General features: G+C 65.4%; 14 protein-coding genes. 11 read left to right on the top strand and 3 right to left on the bottom strand.

Translation table 11 applies throughout. The features are described from left to right. Positions 1 to 42: 42 nt before the first annotated feature. The 6 genes from HXS65_RS05795 to HXS65_RS05820 all read left to right on the top strand — a co-directional run bounded on the left by HXS65_RS05795 (position 43) and on the right by HXS65_RS05820 (position 6380). The gene (locus tag HXS65_RS05795; protein ID WP_176493436.1) at positions 43 to 954 is read left to right on the top strand and encodes a LysR family transcriptional regulator; all 912 of its coding nucleotides are present in this window, start codon (positions 43 to 45) and stop codon (positions 952 to 954) included. A gap of 213 nt (positions 955 to 1167) precedes the next feature. After that, a complete protein-coding gene (locus HXS65_RS05800) occupies positions 1168 to 2187 on the top strand; it encodes a TRAP transporter substrate-binding protein (protein ID WP_176493437.1) in 1020 nt (339 codons plus the stop codon). Positions 2188 to 2373: 186 nt separating this feature from the next. Continuing rightward, positions 2374 to 2931 (top strand): TRAP transporter small permease, encoded by a 558-nt coding sequence (locus tag HXS65_RS05805; RefSeq protein ID WP_077374836.1) that lies wholly within the window; start codon positions 2374 to 2376, stop codon positions 2929 to 2931. A 1-nt stretch (position 2932) separates the two neighbouring features. Beyond that, positions 2933 to 4237 carry a TRAP transporter large permease gene (locus HXS65_RS05810; protein WP_077374839.1) on the top strand — a complete coding sequence of 435 codons (1305 nt, stop codon included), beginning with the start codon at positions 2933 to 2935 and terminating at the stop codon, positions 4235 to 4237. 161 nt (positions 4238 to 4398) lie between these two features. Then, entirely contained in the window at positions 4399 to 5526 is a 1128-nt protein-coding gene (locus tag HXS65_RS05815; RefSeq protein WP_240499675.1) for an iron ABC transporter permease, read from the top strand. Then, positions 5523 to 6380 (top strand): ABC transporter ATP-binding protein, encoded by an 858-nt coding sequence (locus HXS65_RS05820; RefSeq protein ID WP_176493438.1) that lies wholly within the window; start codon positions 5523 to 5525, stop codon positions 6378 to 6380. The genes HXS65_RS05815 and HXS65_RS05820 overlap by 4 nt, the downstream gene beginning before the upstream one ends. Positions 6381 to 6576: 196 nt before the next feature. Here the strand turns inward: HXS65_RS05820 and HXS65_RS05825 are convergent, their stop codons facing one another. The 3 genes from HXS65_RS05825 to HXS65_RS05835 form a co-directional block, all read right to left on the bottom strand. Next, positions 6577 to 6741 (bottom strand): hypothetical protein, encoded by a 165-nt coding sequence (locus HXS65_RS05825; RefSeq protein WP_167592973.1) that lies wholly within the window; start codon positions 6739 to 6741, stop codon positions 6577 to 6579. A 181-nt stretch (positions 6742 to 6922) separates the two neighbouring features. Beyond that, positions 6923 to 8488 (bottom strand): glycine betaine ABC transporter substrate-binding protein, encoded by a 1566-nt coding sequence (locus HXS65_RS05830; RefSeq protein ID WP_218015059.1) that lies wholly within the window; start codon positions 8486 to 8488, stop codon positions 6923 to 6925. A gap of 8 nt (positions 8489 to 8496) precedes the next feature. Then, entirely contained in the window at positions 8497 to 9237 is a 741-nt protein-coding gene (locus HXS65_RS05835) for an ATP-binding cassette domain-containing protein (RefSeq protein ID WP_077374845.1), read from the bottom strand. A 396-nt stretch (positions 9238 to 9633) separates the two neighbouring features. Between HXS65_RS05835 and HXS65_RS05840 the strand changes: the two genes are divergently transcribed. The 5 genes from HXS65_RS05840 to HXS65_RS05860 all read left to right on the top strand — a co-directional run bounded on the left by HXS65_RS05840 (position 9634) and on the right by HXS65_RS05860 (position 16641). Beyond that, positions 9634 to 10803, top strand: a complete 1170-nt coding sequence (locus tag HXS65_RS05840; RefSeq protein ID WP_077374848.1) for an isovaleryl-CoA dehydrogenase — start codon at positions 9634 to 9636, stop codon at positions 10801 to 10803. 42 nt (positions 10804 to 10845) lie between these two features. Continuing rightward, positions 10846 to 12453, top strand: coding sequence for a carboxyl transferase domain-containing protein (locus tag HXS65_RS05845; RefSeq protein WP_176493439.1), 1608 nt, complete (start codon positions 10846 to 10848; stop codon positions 12451 to 12453). 83 nt (positions 12454 to 12536) lie between these two features. Then, positions 12537 to 13355, top strand: coding sequence for an enoyl-CoA hydratase-related protein (locus HXS65_RS05850; protein WP_176493440.1), 819 nt, complete (start codon positions 12537 to 12539; stop codon positions 13353 to 13355). A 106-nt stretch (positions 13356 to 13461) separates the two neighbouring features. Beyond that, complete coding sequence (locus HXS65_RS05855; RefSeq protein WP_176493441.1) at positions 13462 to 15723, top strand: biotin carboxylase N-terminal domain-containing protein; 2262 nt, start codon at positions 13462 to 13464, stop codon at positions 15721 to 15723. A gap of 6 nt (positions 15724 to 15729) precedes the next feature. Next, the gene (locus HXS65_RS05860; protein ID WP_176493442.1) at positions 15730 to 16641 is read left to right on the top strand and encodes a hydroxymethylglutaryl-CoA lyase; all 912 of its coding nucleotides are present in this window, start codon (positions 15730 to 15732) and stop codon (positions 16639 to 16641) included. The last annotated feature ends 144 nt before the right edge of the window (positions 16642 to 16785 follow it).

Genomic DNA, 16785 nt, shown 5'->3' on the forward strand with positions numbered 1-16785 from the left:
GCAAGATGGTCGGTCTCAACGATTCATCACGGGGCATCTGTCATGTTCGATTTCAAGGAACTCGAGGCCTTTGTCTGGGTCGTGCGGCTCGGCTCGTTCCGCAAGGGCGCGACCAAGCTGCACCTCACCCAGCCCTCCATCTCGGACCGCATCAACCGTCTTGAGGCCGCCGTCGGCGAATCGCTGCTCGAGCGTGCCACCCGCCCCATCCAGCCCACCCTGCGCGGTCGGGAATTCTTCGCGCATGCCGAACGCCTGTTGAGCGGGCGCGAAGAAGCCATGCGCCTGTTTCAGGAGGAAGGCGCCTTTTCCGGCACGCTGCGTCTGGGCGTCATCGAGACCATCGCCAACAGCTGGTTCCCGGCCTTCATGCGCCAGCTGGCCGAGCGCTACCCCAAGCTGACGCTGGAAATGACCGTCGACATCTCGCCCTTTCTGCATCAGCGCCTGGCCGACAATGACCTCGACATGCTGTTCGCGATGGACAGCGTCGCCATGGGCCCCTACGCGACCCAGACACCGCTGTGCACCTTCGAGATGGGCATGTTCGCCTCGCCGACCCTCGCCGAGCAGCTGGCCCAGGACGGCGAATGCTTCGCCAGAACCCCCTTCATCTCCTTCAGCAAGCAGGCCCGTCCCTATACGGAGCTTGTCAGCTACCTCGCCGAACAGGGCATCACCCAGCCCAAGGTGCACTGCACCAGCACCCTGATGACCATTCTGCGCATGAGCAGCGAAGGACTGGGCATCGGTGTCCTGCCGGTCGCCACCGTCGAGGACGTGATCAATCACGGCGAACTGGTGCGTCTGCCACTCGAGACCCCGCTGCCGCCAATGGTCTATGAGGCCATCTGGCGCAATGCCAATTACCCCGACTTCTGCGCCAGTGTCGCGCGCCTGGGTCGCCAGTGTGCCGAGACCTACTCTCGCCAGCACGCGCCTCCCGCCGACTGATCGAAGCGTCATGCATGCGCTGAGACAGGGTTGATCGTGCGCCAGGGCACGCCATACCAAGGTCTAACAATATCGCCAAAGGCTTTCATGCGACGACACGATGAAAGATTTCATCGATACTGTGAATCAGAATTAACGATTGGACGGGATGGCCTGTCACTTGAAGAATGAAATCGTCTGCCGACAACATTCAATAATAATGAGGAACTAGACATGCGTAAGCCCAGCGACTCCCTCACCCGCAAATCTGCCACCTCCAGTACCCTCATCGGACTGGCAGCCGCCGGTGCCCTGGCCTTCAGTGGCTCGGCCCTCGCGGCACAGTGGAACCTCGCCACTCCGTATGGCGATGCCAGCTTCCACACCAAGAACACCAAGCAGTTCGCCGAGGAGGTCACCGCGGCCACCGATGGCGAGCTGAGCATCACCGTGCACAGCGGCGGTTCGCTGATCTCCCACGGCGAGATCAAGCCGTCCGTGCGTCGCGGCACCGTCCAGGCCGGCGAGATCTTCCTGTCGATCCTGTCCAACGAATCGCCGGTCTACGAGCTGGACACCCTGCCGGGCGTCGCCTCCAGCTACGAGGAAGCCTTCGCTCTGTGGCAGGCCTCCAAGCCGGACATCACCGCGCTGTTCGCCAAGGAAGGCCTGATGCCGCTGTACGCGGTCGCCTGGCCGGCCCAGGGCATCTACACCGACTTCGACCTGACCGACGTCTCCCAGCTCAAGGGCCTGCGCATCCGCGCGCCCAACATCAACACCCAGCGCTTCGTCGAGAACGTCGGCGGCAAGCCCACCGAGACCGAAGAAGCCGACATCCCCACCGCCTTCAGCACCGGCCGTGTCGACGCGATGATCACCTCCAGCTCCACCGGCAAGTCCATGTCGGCCTGGGATTACGTCAAGCACTACAACGACGCCAAGCTGTGGCTGCCGAAGAACATCGTCTTCGTCAACAAGCGTGCCTTCGATCGCCTCGACGAGAGCACCCAGCAGGCCGTGCTGGACGCCGCCAAGGCCGCCGAGACTCGCGGCTGGGAAGCCAGCAAGGCCGATGCCGACGAGAGCGCCAAGGTGCTGACCGAGAATGGCTTCACCATCAGCGAGCCGGACGAGAAGCTGTCCGAAGACCTCAAGGCCGCCGGTGACAAGCTGTTCCAGGACTGGAAATCACGCGCCGGCGATGAAGGCCAGCAGCTGCTCGAGCGTTATCGCGCCGATCTCGATGCCTGAGCCCCGCCTGCCAGCGCCGGGCGTTCGTCCCATCAACTGAACGCTCGGCACCTGGCTGGTCTCGTCACCCCGCCACGCGATGATCACGTCGCTCCCCTGTCAGCCTCTGCCCGCTGGCAGACGCGACACGGGTCTCCCCGACACGGCATCGCGTGGCCACCCTCACCTTCCCTGTGAGTGCATGTCATGACCTACTTCCTCGACAGACTCTATCGCCTCGGCGCGTGGGGTGCGGCAGCTTGCATGCTGCTGATCTGCACCCTGGTCAGCCTGCAGGTCTTCCTGCGCCTGATCGACGCCATCCTGGTGATGTTCGGTGCCGAACGTCTCGGCTTCGAGATCTCCGGCGTCTCGGAAATGGCCGCCTTCCTGCTGGTCGGCGCCACCTTCCTGAGCCTCGCCTATACCTTCACGCACCACGCGCACATCCGCGTGACGCTGGTCATCAATCGCCTTCCACCCGCCGTGCGTGTGTGGGTCGAGAGCCTGGCGCTGCTGATCGCACTGAGCCTGAGCGTGTTGATCACCCATGAACTGGTACTGCTGGTCGGCGAGAGCCTCGAGTACCACGACATTTCCTCCGGCCTGCTGGCCCTGCCGCTGTGGATTCCGCAGAGCGTGCTGGTCGCCGGTACCGGCCTTCTGTGCCTGGCGATTCTCGAGACACTGATCGCCACGCTGCGCACCGCCTTCACCGCGCCTTCACGCTACGTGGCGCCCGAGCCCGAAGACGGAGCCGAATGACATGCTGACACTCATCCTCGTCACTCTGCTGGCCCTCGCCTTGCTGCTCGGCGGCGGCGTGTGGGTCGCCTTCTCGCTGATCGGCACCGGCTGGATCGTGCTGACCTTCTTCTCCAGCTTCGAGACCGGCCCGATCCTGGCCTCGGACTTCTGGGGTGCCAGCTACGGCTGGGACCTGACCGCCCTGCCGATGTTCGTGTGGATGGGCGAGATCCTGTTCCGCTCCGGACTCGCCGACAACATGTTCCGCGCGCTGGCACCGTGGCTCAATCGCCTGCCGGGCCGCCTGCTGCACTCCAACATCATCGGCAGCGGGCTGTTCGCCGCCGTGTGCGGCTCCTCCGCCGCCACCTGTGCCACCGTCGGCAAGATGACCCTGCCGGAGCTTGAGCGTCGCGGCTACGACAGCAACCTGGCCATCGGTACCCTCGCCAGCGCCTCGACCCTCGGTCTGCTGATTCCGCCGTCGATCATGATGATCGTCTACGGCGTGGTCACCGAGCAGTCCATCTCGCGCCTGTTCATCGCCGGTGTCCTGCCGGGCATGCTGCTGCTGGCCCTGTTCATGGGCTATCTGGCGATCTGGTCGAAGGTCGTCGGCGAGCCTCAGGGCCGTGCCGGCCATGATGAGCCGCACATGAGCTTCATGGCCAAGCTGCGCAACAGCGCCCAGTTGATTCCGCTGCTGGCACTCATCGGCGGCATCCTCGGCAGCATCTACGGTGGCCTGGCGTCACCGACGGAAGCGGCGGCGGTCGGCGTGGTGCTGTCGCTGATCATCGCGCGCCTCAATGGCCACATGAGCGCCGCCACCTTCAAGGAATCGCTGTTCGCGGCGCTGCGCACCTCATGCATGATCGCCTTCATCATCGCCGGTGCCTCCTTCCTGTCCTCCGCGATGAGCTTCACCCAGATTCCGATGCAGCTGGCCGAAGGCATCGCCACCCTGGGGCTGTCGCCGACCATGCTGCTGGTGGTGCTGACGCTGTTCCTGCTGATTCTGGGCTGCTTCCTGGATGGCATCTCGCTGATCCTGCTGGTGACCTCCATCATCATGCCGGTCATCGAAGCCGCCGGTTTCGACCTGATCTGGTTCGGTATCTACCTGATCATCGTGGTCGAGATGTCGCAGATCACCCCGCCGGTGGGCTTCAACCTGTTCGTGATCCAGAGCCTGACCGGCAAGGACATCATCACCATCACCAAGGCGACGCTGCCGTTCTTCCTGTTGATGATCTTCTCCATCGTGCTGATGCACCTCTTCCCGGAAATCGTGCTCTATCTGCCCCAGGCCATGAACGGCTGATCCGGCCCTCCACGTCCCCGACGCACTGTCACGGCAGACAGATCCCCTCCCGGGACGTCGTCCTCTTCCAGACCTCCCTTCGGGGAGGTCTTTTTCGTGGCTTCTCCTTCCCACGCCAAGTCGCTAGGCTTGTGACACGCAAGCGCTTCAGGCTGCCGCCCGTGCTTCACACTGACACGCCACCGCCGGACCTCACCGTGCCCGACTCCCTGACTTCTCCCGTCACCTCACCCATCGCCGACTGGCGCCGTCGAAAGCGCCATGGTGCCCTGTGGCTCTGGACCAGTGGCCTCGCGGTCCTGGCCGCCTGCCTGCTGGATATCAGCCAGGGCAGTGGCGAGCTGCCCCTGGCACGTCTGCTGCCCGCACTGTGGCAGAGCGAAGCGAACGATCCGCTCGCCCACGCCATCCTCTGGCAACTGCGCCTGCCCATCGCGCTGATGGCGGTGACCGTCGGCGCCTCACTGGCCATGGCCGGTGCCCAGATGCAGACCCTGCTGCACAACCCGCTGGCCGACCCCTTCACGCTGGGAGTCTCGGCGGCGGCCAGCGTCGGTGCCGGGCTTGGCCTGATCCTGCATCTCGACCTCGTGCAGCTGGTGCTGCCCTCATGGCAGAGCCTCGCAGGCGCAGGGCTTGGGGTCACGCTGAATGCCTTCCTCTTCGCGCTGGGGGCCTCGCTGGTGCTGTGGAGCGCACAGCGCCTGCCCGGCGTCGGCGTACAGACTCTGGTACTGCTGGGCATCGCGCTGATGTTCTTCTTCAATGCCCTGCTGGGCGTGCTGCAGTTCGTCGCCTCGCCCGAGGCATTGCAGCAGCTGATCTTCTGGTCGATGGGCAGCCTCGAGCGCAGCAGCTGGTCACGCCTGGCCGTGTTGAGCCTGGTGATCGCGCTGTGTGCGGTGGTCTTTCATCGTCGACGCAGCGAGCTGACCGCCCTGAGCCTGGGGGAAGCCCAGGCCCGTGCGCTAGGCGTGGACGTGCGCCGCCTGCGTCTGAGCGGCCTGATGTGCACGGCGCTTCTGACCGCCACCGCCGTCTCGTTCGTCGGCAGCGTCGGCTTCATCGGCCTGGTCGCGCCCCACATCGCCCGCCTGCTGGTAGGTGAGCAGCAACAGCGCCTGCTGCCCCTCTCGGCGCTGATCGGCGCCCTGCTGCTGTCGCTGACCTCGATCCTCAGCCGTTCGCTCATCCCCGGCGTGCTGCTGCCACTGGGCATGATCACCGCGTTGATCGGTCTGCCCTTCTTCGTCAGCCTGACGCTCAAGCGCCGAGGACACGACGGATGAACCAGCGACATGACGTGCCCACCGCCGAATCCAACGCGCCAGCCCGCCTCGCGCAGTCTCGCGTCGAAGCCGCTCTCGATGACCAGGGGCTCGTGCTTCAGGATCTCAGCGTCCTGCGCGGGGGGCATCCGGTGCTGGACATGCCGGGCACGCTGCGCGCACACCGTGGCGAGCTGACCGCCCTGCTCGGCCCGAACGGTGCCGGAAAATCGACCCTGTTGCAGACGATCGCCGGGCTGCTGCCGGCCAGCGGCCAGCTGTGTCTCGACGGGGAGGCACTGGCGTCCCTCACGCCACGCGAGCGCGCGGCACGTATCGGCTACCTGCCGCAGCTCAGTGAAGGCGGCGCGATGCTTGAGGTCTTCGAGTCGTTGCTGCTGGCGAGACGCCTGGCCGGCCATCTGGACGAGCAGGCCAATCTGCGCCACTGCGAGGCGCTGGTCAGTGCACTGGAGCTGACCCCGCTGGCCTCCCGACGACTCGGGCAGCTTTCCGGCGGACAGCGCCAGCGTGTCGCCATCGCGCAGGCGCTGGTACGCGAGCCGGCGCTGCTGATGCTGGATGAACCCACCAGCGCCCTGGACCTGCATTTCCAGCTGGCGGTGCTCGACTGGCTTGGCCGCGATGCCCGCGACCGTCAGCGCATCGTGATCGTCGCGCTGCATGACCTGAGCCTGGCCGCGCGGCATGCCGCCCAGCTCTGGCTGCTGTATCGCGGGCGTCTGGCGGCCAGCGGCCCGCCGCGCGAGGTACTGAGCGTCGAGCGACTGCGCGAGGTCTACGCCATCGAGGCACGGGTCGACTGGCCAGAGGATGGCAGCCCGCCCGCCATCGTGGCCCTTCATGCACTCTAGGCCTGCCAGCTCTTCCCGCTCTTCCAGCCCTGCCGGCTCTTCCCGTCCCTTCTGGCGCTTTGCGTTCTGTCAGGCGCTCCGCGTTCGCAAGCGCTCTTGGCCAGCCGCCTCTTGCCTTCTGGCGAAGACAAAAAAACCGCCCCCGACGCATGCGTCGGGGGCGGTTCTTCACGGGGCCATCAGCCCTCACGCAGACTCAGGACAGGTGAGAGGCCTGAGAGCCGGTGTCGATCATGCCGTGCTGCTGGCCGCCACCATGACCGCCGCCGTGGCCGCCATGACCATGATCGAACAGACCACAACCGCCGAGTGCCAGGGTGGCCGCGACCAGCGCGATCGGGAACAGATTCTTGATACGCATGAGACGTCTCCAATTCAAGGTTCGCTACACAAGACTCCCGTCAGCGAGTCTTCACTATGGCGTTCACTCTACTCACATCGGTGGCCAACGATAATCCTGCGCAACGCCTTTCCTTGATTGCTGCACACCGTGTACAACAATCGCGACAGGCCTGTCTGGGTTTTTCCGGCCCCCGTCCAGGTCAACGCGCCTTGAGCCCGCGCATATGCGCCGGAATCACCATGCGCTCGAACAACTCGAACAACAGCTCCGCGCAGATGGCCAGCAACGCCGCCGGAATCGCGCCGTACAGCACCAGATCATAGTCGTTGAGCGAAAGTCCCGTGACGATGGGTTCGCCCAGCCCGCCCGCGCCGATGAAGGCCGCCAGGGTCGCGGTACCGATGTTGATGATGGCGGCGGTCTTGATCCCCGTCAGCAGATTGGGCGTCGCCAGCGGCAAGATGACGTGACGCAGCTGCTCACGGCGCGTCAGCCCCATCCCGCGCGCCACCTTGACCAGCAGCGGGTCCACCGTCAGCAGTGCGGTGATGGCCGCGCGGATGATCGGCAGCAGGGAGTAGACGAACAGCGCGATCACCGCCGGCACCACCCCGATCCCGAACAGCGGAATCATCAACGCCAGCAGCGCGATGGAGGGGATGGTCTGCAGCAGGCCGGTGACGTAGAGCACGACCCGCGAGACCTTCGGATTGCGGTAGACCAGCAGTGACAACGGCAGACCGACCAGACACGCCAGCAGCAGCGCGGACAGCGTCAACTGCAGATGCTCGATGAGATTGGTCCCGAGCTTGTCCCACTTGGCGCCACTGACTTCGCGTTGCTCGGTGGTGATGCCCTGTTCCTGAATGAAGCGGCTGGCCACCTGGGCGAAGCTCTGCTCCTCGGTGGAGACCTCGGCATTCAGCGCCTGCATGCTGTCCTCATCGAGACTGCCCGCCAGCTGATCCAGCGCCGCGACAGCCTTCTCCGGCAAGGCGGCATTCACGAAGGGCACCGCCAGATACTCGGGGAAATAGCCCTGGTCGTCGTCGAGCAGCACGAAGTCGAAGCGCTGGATGTCACCCTCGGTGGAGTAGGCATCGGTGGCGTCGATCTTGCTCTCGCGCAGCGCCTGATAGGCGATGCCGTGTTCGATGCCACGGGGCACCTGCGGCAGCGCGTAGGCATCCGCCAGCCCCGGCCAGCCATCCGAGCGCTTGATGAACTCATGCGACATCGCGATCGAGAGCTCCGGGTGATCCGCCAGATCACCGATCGTCCTGATGCCCAGCGACTCGGCCTGCTCACGCCGCATGCTCACGGCATAGGTGTTGTTGAAGCCCAGTGGCTTGAGCACCCTGAGCCCCCGTTCACGACTCAGAGCATCGAGCTTGTCGAGCGGCGGCACGCTGTCCAGATTGAGGATGGCGTGCGCCAGGGTGCCGGTGTACTCGGGATAGACATCCAGCTCCCCCTCCGCCAGCCCCTGATAGGTGATGATGGTCTGCCCCAGCCCGAGGCGACGCTCGACCGTGAAGCCGGCATCCTCGAGTACCTGGGCGAAGATCTCGCCGAGCAGATGCCCTTCGCGATCCGCCTTGGAGCCCACCACGATGGGCTTGTCCTCGGGCCATGCCGCGGCTTCCTCTTCCGCGCCGGCAAGCGGACTGCTCACCAGGGCCCCCAGACTCGCCAGCGCCAGGCCGGCGATCATCAGCGCGCCGGACAGCCCGCGGCGCGAACGTTGCAGGACGGGAGTCGTCATCAGCATCTTCATGCGCGTGCCTCCAGCAGTCGGGCCACGCGCTCATCCGCAGGCGCCCTGGCGATCGTCTCGGGACTGGCAGCCTGCAGCACCACGCCGGGTGCCATCACCACCATGTGGTCGGACAGACTCAGTGCCTCATTCATGTCATGGGTCACCATCACCACGCTGCGCGGCTCTTCCTGCTGCATGCGCTGGAACTGGGCATGCACCTCGATGCGCGTGATCGGGTCCACCGCCGAGAAGGCCTCATCGAGCAGCAGCAACGGTGGCTCCAGCATCATCGCGCGACACAGACCGACCCGCTGCGCCTGCCCGCCGGAAATCTCATGCGGATAACGCGTCAACAGCGCCAGATCCAGGTCCATCATCTGGAACAGCCGCGTGATGCGCGCCTTGACCCTGTCCGCCGTCCAACCTTCGCGGTCCGCCAGAATGGCGATGTTGTCGCGCACGCTGAGGTGCGGAAACAGGCCGATCTGCTGGACGGCGTAGCCGATGCGTCTGCGCATGGCGGGCAGATTGGCATAGTCCACCCCCTTGCCGAAGACCTGTACCTCGCCGCTGTCCGGACGTATCAGCCCGTTGATCAGCTGCAGCAAGGTGGACTTCCCGCAGCCACTGGCACCGACCAGCGCGGTAATACGATCACGCGGCAGTTCGAGGTCGATGCCTTCGAACAATCGCTGACCCGAAAAGCCCTTGTGCAGATCGCGAAAGCGAACCGCCGGGGCGCGAGCATCACTCATCGAGAAGATCCTTCTTGCAGGTGAGAGGTGGGCAACGATGACGGCGCCTGCCCGTCGGTCAGGCCTTTTGCCTGCCATTCAGATTAACAGTGACACGCAGGTCAGGCGACTCTGGTCACGGCGTGAGTGCCGGCGTGAGTGCCCGCGCGATCCCAAGAGCCAGCACACGTCAGCTGACACTGCCTGCGACCTTGGTCAAAGCGCATGATGATAACCTTTACGTTAACGTCAACTTTACTCTAGAGTGATTCCAGAGCCACCTCAGGCGGGCTGTCACTGACGAATCTCCCACCGCCTGCACCGGCCATGAACACTGCCTCGCCTGTCGCGTGGCTGCACGCACAGTCAAGACGCTCGAAGCGCTTCTCATCTCATCGCTGCAAAGGATGCCCGCTCATGCACAGCCTCTATACGCCGCTGGATTTCGGACTCGACGAGACACACACCCTGCTGCGTGAGCAGATCAATGCCTTTGCCCGCGACGAGATCGCACCACGCGCCGCGGAGATCGACGCCAGCAATGCCTTCCCCGATGACCTGTGGCAGAAGTTCGGCGACATGGGCCTGCTGGGCATCACCGTCCCCGAGGAAGATGGCGGCAGTGGCATGGGCTATCTGGCGCACTGCATCGCCATGGAAGAGATCTCGCGGGCCAGTGCCTCGGTGGCGCTGTCCTATGGGGCCCACTCCAACCTGTGTGTCAACCAGATCAAGCTCAACGGCAGCGCGGAGCAGAAGGCGCGCTACCTGCCCAGGCTGATGAGCGGTGAGCATGTCGGTGCCCTGGCGATGTCAGAGCCCGGCGCAGGCTCGGACGTGGTCTCGATGAAGCTCAAGGCCGAGAAGCGCGGTGACCACTACGTGCTCAACGGCAACAAGATGTGGATCACCAATGGCCCGGATGCCCACACGCTGGTCGTCTATGCCAAGACCGACCCGGACGCCGGTTCCAAGGGCATCACCGCCTTCATCATCGAACGCGACTTCCCCGGCTTCTCCACCGCGCAGAAGCTCGACAAGCTGGGCATGCGCGGCTCCAACACCTGCGAACTGGTCTTCCAGGACTGTCAGGTGCCGGCCGAGAACGTGCTCGGCGAGGTCAATCGCGGCGTGAAGGTCCTGATGCGTGGACTGGACTTCGAGCGCACCGTGCTCGCCGCCGGCCCCATCGGCATCATGCAGGCCTGCATGGACATCGTGGTGCCCTATCTGCATGAGCGCCGTCAGTTCGGCCAGGCGATCGGCGAGTTCCAGCTGGTGCAGGGCAAGATTGCCGACATGTACACCACGCTGAATGCCTGCCGCGCCTATCTCTACGCCGTGGCCGGCGCCTGTGATCGCGGCCAGACCTCGCGCAAGGACGCCGCCGGCGTCATCCTCTATTGCGCCGAGAAGGCCACCCAGATGGCGCTGGATGCCATCCAGCTGCTGGGCGGCAATGGCTACATCAACGAGTACGCCACCGGCCGTCTGCTGCGCGATGCCAAGCTCTACGAGATCGGTGCCGGCACCAGCGAGATACGCCGCATGCTGATTGGCCGCGAGCTGTTCAATGAAAGCGCATGACGCCCCACACCATCCGTTTCCCTTCGCTGATGGAGCTGCCGCATGGCCATTCTGACCTCCCTGATCAATCCGCGTAGCGACCAGTTCCGTGCCAATCATGCCGCGATGCAGGCCGAGGTCGAGCGCCTGCACCAGCTGCTGGACGGTGTCGCCGCCGGTGGTGGCGACAAGGCCCGTGAACGCCACGAATCGCGCGGCAAGCTGTTCGTGCGGGAACGTATCGACCACCTCATCGATGAGGGATCACCCTTCCTGGAGCTGTCGGCACTGGCAGCGCATGACGTCTATGACAGCCCGGTGCCCGGCGCGGGGCTGGTCACCGGCATTGGCCGCGTCAGCGGTGTGGAATGCGTCATCGTCGCCAACGATGCCACCGTCAAGGGCGGCACCTATTTTCCGCTGACGGTGAAGAAGCACCTGCGCGCCCAGGAAGTGGCCCGCAAGCATCGCCTGCCCTGCCTCTACCTGGTGGATTCCGGTGGCGCGCATCTGCCCCATCAGGACGAGGTCTTCCCGGACCGCGATCACTTCGGCCGCATCTTCTACAACCAGGCGACACTCTCCGCCGAAGGCATTCCGCAGATCGCCGTGGTGATGGGCTCGTGCACCGCCGGTGGCGCCTACGTTCCGGCGATGGCCGATGAATCCATCATCGTGCGCAAGCAAGGCACCATCTTCCTCGCCGGCCCGCCGCTGGTGAAGGCGGCCACCGGCGAGGACATCAGCGCCGAGGCACTCGGTGGTGCCGAGGTGCACTGCAAGATCAGCGGCGTGGCCGATCACTTCGCCGACAATGACGCCCACGCCCTGCAACTGGCACGGCGAGCCGTCTCGCGCCTCAACTGGCAGCGCAAGGGGCAGCTCGCGCTGCGCGAATCCCGCCCGCCACGCCTGGACCCCAACGAGCTCTACGGCATCGTCGGCACGGACCTCAAGAAGCCCTATGACGTGCGCGAAGTGATCGGTCGGCTGGTGGATGATTCGGACTTCGATGAATTCAAGCGCTACTACGGCGAGACACTGGTGACCGGCTTCGCTCACCTGCACGGCCATCCGGTGGGCATCCTCGCCAACAACGGCGTGCTGTTCTCGGAAAGTGCCGTCAAGGGCGCCCACTTCATCGAGTTGTGCGCCCAGCGCAAGATTCCGCTGGTCTTCCTGCAGAACATCACCGGCTTCATGGTCGGCTCACGTTACGAGCACGAGGGCATCGCCAAGCACGGTGCCAAGCTGGTGACGGCGGTGGCCTGTGCCAGGGTCCCCAAGTTCACGGTGCTGATCGGCGGCAGTTTCGGCGCCGGCAACTACGGCATGTGTGGCCGCGCCTACGACCCCAACCTGCTGTTCATGTGGCCCAACGCACGCATCTCGGTGATGGGCGGCGAGCAGGCGGCCAACGTGCTGGCCCAGGTCAAGTATGAGCAGCATGCGCGGGAGGGCCGCGACTGGCCGCAACAGGCACAGGAGGACTTCAAGGCACCGGTGCGCGAACAATACGAGCATCAGGGCCACCCCTGCTATGCCAGCGCCAGACTCTGGGACGATGGCGTGATCGACCCGCTGCAGACCCGCGACATTCTCGGCCTGTCCCTGGCCGCCGCGATGAATGCCGAGATAGAGGAGAGTCGCTTCGGTGTCTTCCGCATGTGATTCGCTCAACCATAGTGGCGCCCTGACAGCCGACTCACTGGATGAATGATGATCCATTGGCTAACTGATTGGACAAGGTGACGATGACTGAATTCTGCCGACTCGAAATCGACAAGCGCGGTGTCGCCACTCTGACCCTGGCGCGCCCCGAGGTGCACAACGCCTTTGATGACCGGTTGATCAAGGCGCTGAACGGCCATCTGACGCACCTGCACGCCCTGGCGAGTCAGGGCGAGGTACGCGTGATGGTGCTGGCCTCCGAAGGCAAGAGCTTCTCGGCCGGGGCCGACCTCAAGTGGATGCAGCGCATGGTCGAGTATTCGCGCGAGGATAACCTTGCCGATTCCCGGGAGCTTGCCCGCCTGATGCAGCTGCTCGATGAACTGCCCTGTCCCAGCGTGTGCCGCGTGCAGGGGGCCACCTTCGGCGGCGCCGTGGGTCTGGCGGCCTGCTGCGACATCGTGCTGGCGGCCGAACGCGCCCGCTTCTGTCTCTCCGAGGTGCGCATCGGCCTGGCACCGGCGGTGATCAGCCCCTACGTGCAGCGCGCCATCGGCATGCGCCAGATGCGCCGCTATGCACTGACCGCGGAAGTCATCGATTCCCACACCGCCCACCAGCTGGGGCTGGTGCATGACGTGTGCAGTGATGAATTGCTGGAGGCGCGCGTCGCCGACATGGTGAGCACGCTGCTGGCGACCTCGCCCGAGGCCAGCCGCGCCACCAAGGCCCTGCTCGCCGAGGTGGCCGTCGCCGCCGACGACACCCGGCGTCAGACACGCTGCTGTGAGGTGATCAGTCAGCTGAGGGTCAGTGAACAGGGACAGGCTGGACTGGCGGCATTCTTCGCCGGGACTCGCCCGCCCTGGGCGCCATCCGACGACGACAGCGCATCATCATGACGCGCCCTTCATCGACTCGCGGACAACGTCCTGAGCCACCCTCGGTCTTCTGCTGAGACACGCCTTGCGACCGCCCCCTTTTTCCACTTCGCCACGGGATCTTGCCATGAACGTCAATCGCGATACTGAACAGCGACTGCCCACCGGTTGCGGTGAGATCCGCAAGCTGCTGATCGCCAACCGAGGTGAGATAGCGGTCCGCGTGATGCGCACCGCTCGCGCCATGGGCATCCAGACCGTTGCGGTCTACTCCGATGCCGATGCCAATGCCCTGCACGTGCGGGAAGCCGACGAAGCCGTGCGCCTCGGCCCTGCCAGCGCCAGGGAGAGCTATCTGGATGTCGACAAGGTCATCGCGGCAGCCCGCCAATGTGGCGCCGATGCCGTGCACCCGGGCTATGGTTTCCTGTCCGAGAATGCCGGCTTCGTGCGCGCCCTGGCCGAGGCCGGACTGATCTTCGTCGGCCCGCCGGAAAGTGCCATCGCGGCCATGGGCGACAAGTCGGCCGCCAAGGCGCGCATGCAGGCCGCCAGCGTGCCGTTGGTGCCCGGCTATCACGGCGATGACCAGAGTGACGCGCTACTGCAGTCCGAAGCCGACCGCATGGGCTACCCGGTCTTGATCAAGGCCTGCGCCGGCGGTGGCGGCAAGGGCATGCGCGTGGTCGAGCAGGCACGGGAATTCCAGGCAGCGCTGGACAGCTGCCGACGCGAATCCCGCGCGGCCTTCGGCGACGAGCGCATGCTGATCGAGAAATACCTGACCCAGCCGCGCCATGTCGAGGTGCAGGTGTTCTGCGACAGTCATGGCAGTGGCGTCTATCTGTTCGAGCGCGATTGCAGTGTCCAGCGTCGTCACCAGAAGGTGCTGGAAGAAGCCCCGGCGCCCGGCCTGACACCGGCACTGCGCCGCGAGATGGGCGAGGCCGCGGTACGCGCCGCACGGGAAATCGGCTACGTCGGCGCCGGTACCATCGAATTCCTGCTCGATGCCCCGCAGCCCGGCAGCGAAAGCCATGGCGCCTTCTACTTCATGGAGATGAATACTCGTCTGCAGGTCGAGCATCCCGTTACCGAGATGATCACCGGCGAGGACCTGGTCGAATGGCAACTGCGCATCGCGCGTGGCGAGCCACTGCCCCGCCAGCAGGATGAGCTTGAGCTCAAGGGTCACAGCTTCGAGGCGCGGCTCTATGCCGAGGACCCCGACAACGACTTCCTGCCTGCCACCGGTCTGCTGGAACGCTTCCGACTGGATCTCATCGGCGCCGGACTTGCCGGTGCCGAGGTCGAGAGCGGGCAACAGGCCTCCGGCTCGACGGCCCTCAAGGTGCGTCTGGACAGCGGCGTCGCCGAGGGCGATGACGTCTCGATGCATTACGACCCGATGCTGGCCAAGCTGATCACCTTCGGCCCGAGCCGTGAACAGGCACTCGATGCGTTGCTGCGTGCCCTGGCGGCGCTCGAGATCCGTGGTGTCACCACCAACCGTGCCTTCCTGACGCGACTGGCGGCGCATCCGGATTTCCGCGCCGCCCATCTGGATACCCGCTTCATCGAGCGTCACCACGCCAGTCTGTTTCCGACGCCTGAGCTGGACCCCGGCACGCTGGCGACGAGTGCCCTGCTGGCCCTGGCACGCCTCAGTGACAGCGATGACGCGTCTGGCTCGTCCGCGCCGACCCAGCCTGTCAGCCCCTGGCAGCGCCGTGATGGCTGGCGCAATGGCACGCCCCACCAGGTGACGTTGGCGTTCTGCCTGCCCGGGGACGCCGAATGCGAGGAACACAGCGACAAGGTGGCCCAGGTCATCGCCCGCCGCCCGCGTGCCTCGGGCGGGCCCGCGAGCGTGAACGACGCCCCTGTGCCTGCCTCGGGCTGGCAGCTGGAAGTGAGCACCCACTCTCACGGGAAGCGCCAGACGACAAGCCTTGAAGGCCACCTGTCGCGTCTTGCCGGCAATGCCATCGCCGTGACGCTGGACGGGCACCGTCGTCGCTATCAGGCCAGTCACGCCCCGGCGCGTGGCGGCGAGCTGCTGGTGCTGACCTGCGCGCAGAGCAGCGACGCACTCCCGTCCGAGTCACGCCTGCTGTGGCGCCGCGCGGACGCCGTCGACCACGCGCAGCATGAGACCCAGGCGACCCTCAACGCCCCGATGAATGGCACCGTGGTCGCCCAGCTGGTCGAGGCTGGCGTCGCGGTAACGGCCGGCACGCCCTTGATGGTGATGGAGGCCATGAAGATGGAGCACACCATGAACGCGCCCGCCGATGGTCAGGTCGCGCAGTTCCACTTCCGTGCCGGCGACAGCGTCACCCAGGGTGACGTGCTGCTGGAATTCACGGCTGACGACGCCAAGGAGTGAGTGAGCATGCACATTCCTGACAGCGTACGCATCGTCGAGGTCGGCGCGCGTGATGGCCTGCAGAACGAGCCCGCCCATGTCGATACGACGACCAAGCTGGAACTGATCCGGCGCCTTGCCGACTCGGGCCTGCGCCATGTCGAAGCCGCCAGTTTCGTCTCCCCCCGCTGGGTACCCCAGATGGCGGACCATCGCGAGATCATGCTGGCACTGGCCGAGCATGACACCCGTGGAGTGACCACTTACTCCGCCCTCACTCCCAATCTCAAGGGGCTGGAGGCGGCGCTTGAGTGTGGCGTGCGTGAGGTGGCGGTGTTCGGTGCGGCCAGCGAGTCCTTCTCGCAGCGCAACATCAACTGCTCGATCGCGGAATCTCTCCAGCGCTTCGCCCCCGTGATGGCGCGTGCAGCGGCAGCCGGCGTGCGTGTGCGCGGCTACGTGTCCTGCGTGCTGGGCTGCCCCTATGAGGGCGAGATCGCCCCTGAGCAGGTCGCGGCGGTCGCGCGTGAGCTGCGTGACATGGGCTGTCATGAAGTCTCGCTGGGGGACACCATCGGCACCGGCACCCCGCTCAAGGCCAAGCAGATGCTGGAGCGCGTCAGCCGCGAGGTGCCGGTCGAACGCCTCGCCGCCCACTTCCACGACACCTATGGGCAAGCGCTTGCCAACCTCTACGCGGTAATGGAAGAAGGCATCGCGGTGATCGACAGCTCAGTGGCCGGGCTGGGGGGCTGCCCCTATGCCAAGGGGGCCTCGGGCAATGTCGCCACCGAGGATGTGGTCTATCTGCTGCAGGGAATGGGCATCGACACTGGCGTGGATCTGGCACGCCTGGCCGCGACCGGCGACTGGATCAGCCGCAAGCTCGGGCGCCCCAATGGCTCACGCGTCGGCCAGGCCCTGATGGCGAACGGCTGATGGCGAGCGGGGAAGGTTGCCGCCGGAATTGCGACCAAGCGCCGCAGCAGCGGGCCATCTGCCCGCAATCGGTGTAGGCTTGCCGGCTTCCGCGCACCGCTTGAGCCCGATGCGCGCCTTTCCATCGCATGTCCTTGCCTTGAG

The sequence above is a fragment of the Cobetia sp. 5-25-4-2 genome, assembly GCF_013374075.1.
In the GTDB taxonomy this organism is placed as follows: Bacteria; Pseudomonadota; Gammaproteobacteria; order Pseudomonadales; family Halomonadaceae; genus Cobetia; species Cobetia marina.

What these genes read in the sequence shown, in the direction of transcription:
- HXS65_RS05795 (WP_176493436.1), top strand. Translation starts at nt 43, where the DNA reads ATGTTCGATTTCAAGGAACTCGAGGCCTTTGTCTGGGTCGTGCGGCTC.
- HXS65_RS05800 (WP_176493437.1), top strand. Translation starts at nt 1,168, where the DNA reads ATGCGTAAGCCCAGCGACTCCCTCACCCGCAAATCTGCCACCTCCAGT.
- HXS65_RS05805 (WP_077374836.1), top strand. Translation starts at nt 2,374, where the DNA reads ATGACCTACTTCCTCGACAGACTCTATCGCCTCGGCGCGTGGGGTGCG.
- HXS65_RS05810 (WP_077374839.1), top strand. Translation starts at nt 2,933, where the DNA reads ATGCTGACACTCATCCTCGTCACTCTGCTGGCCCTCGCCTTGCTGCTC.
- HXS65_RS05820 (WP_176493438.1), top strand. Translation starts at nt 5,523, where the DNA reads ATGAACCAGCGACATGACGTGCCCACCGCCGAATCCAACGCGCCAGCC.
- HXS65_RS05825 (WP_167592973.1), bottom strand. Translation starts at nt 6,741, where the DNA reads ATGCGTATCAAGAATCTGTTCCCGATCGCGCTGGTCGCGGCCACCCTG.
- HXS65_RS05830 (WP_218015059.1), bottom strand. Translation starts at nt 8,488, where the DNA reads ATGACGACTCCCGTCCTGCAACGTTCGCGCCGCGGGCTGTCCGGCGCG.
- HXS65_RS05835 (WP_077374845.1), bottom strand. Translation starts at nt 9,237, where the DNA reads ATGAGTGATGCTCGCGCCCCGGCGGTTCGCTTTCGCGATCTGCACAAG.
- HXS65_RS05840 (WP_077374848.1), top strand. Translation starts at nt 9,634, where the DNA reads ATGCACAGCCTCTATACGCCGCTGGATTTCGGACTCGACGAGACACAC.
- HXS65_RS05845 (WP_176493439.1), top strand. Translation starts at nt 10,846, where the DNA reads ATGGCCATTCTGACCTCCCTGATCAATCCGCGTAGCGACCAGTTCCGT.
- HXS65_RS05850 (WP_176493440.1), top strand. Translation starts at nt 12,537, where the DNA reads ATGACTGAATTCTGCCGACTCGAAATCGACAAGCGCGGTGTCGCCACT.
- HXS65_RS05855 (WP_176493441.1), top strand. Translation starts at nt 13,462, where the DNA reads ATGAACGTCAATCGCGATACTGAACAGCGACTGCCCACCGGTTGCGGT.
- HXS65_RS05860 (WP_176493442.1), top strand. Translation starts at nt 15,730, where the DNA reads ATGCACATTCCTGACAGCGTACGCATCGTCGAGGTCGGCGCGCGTGAT.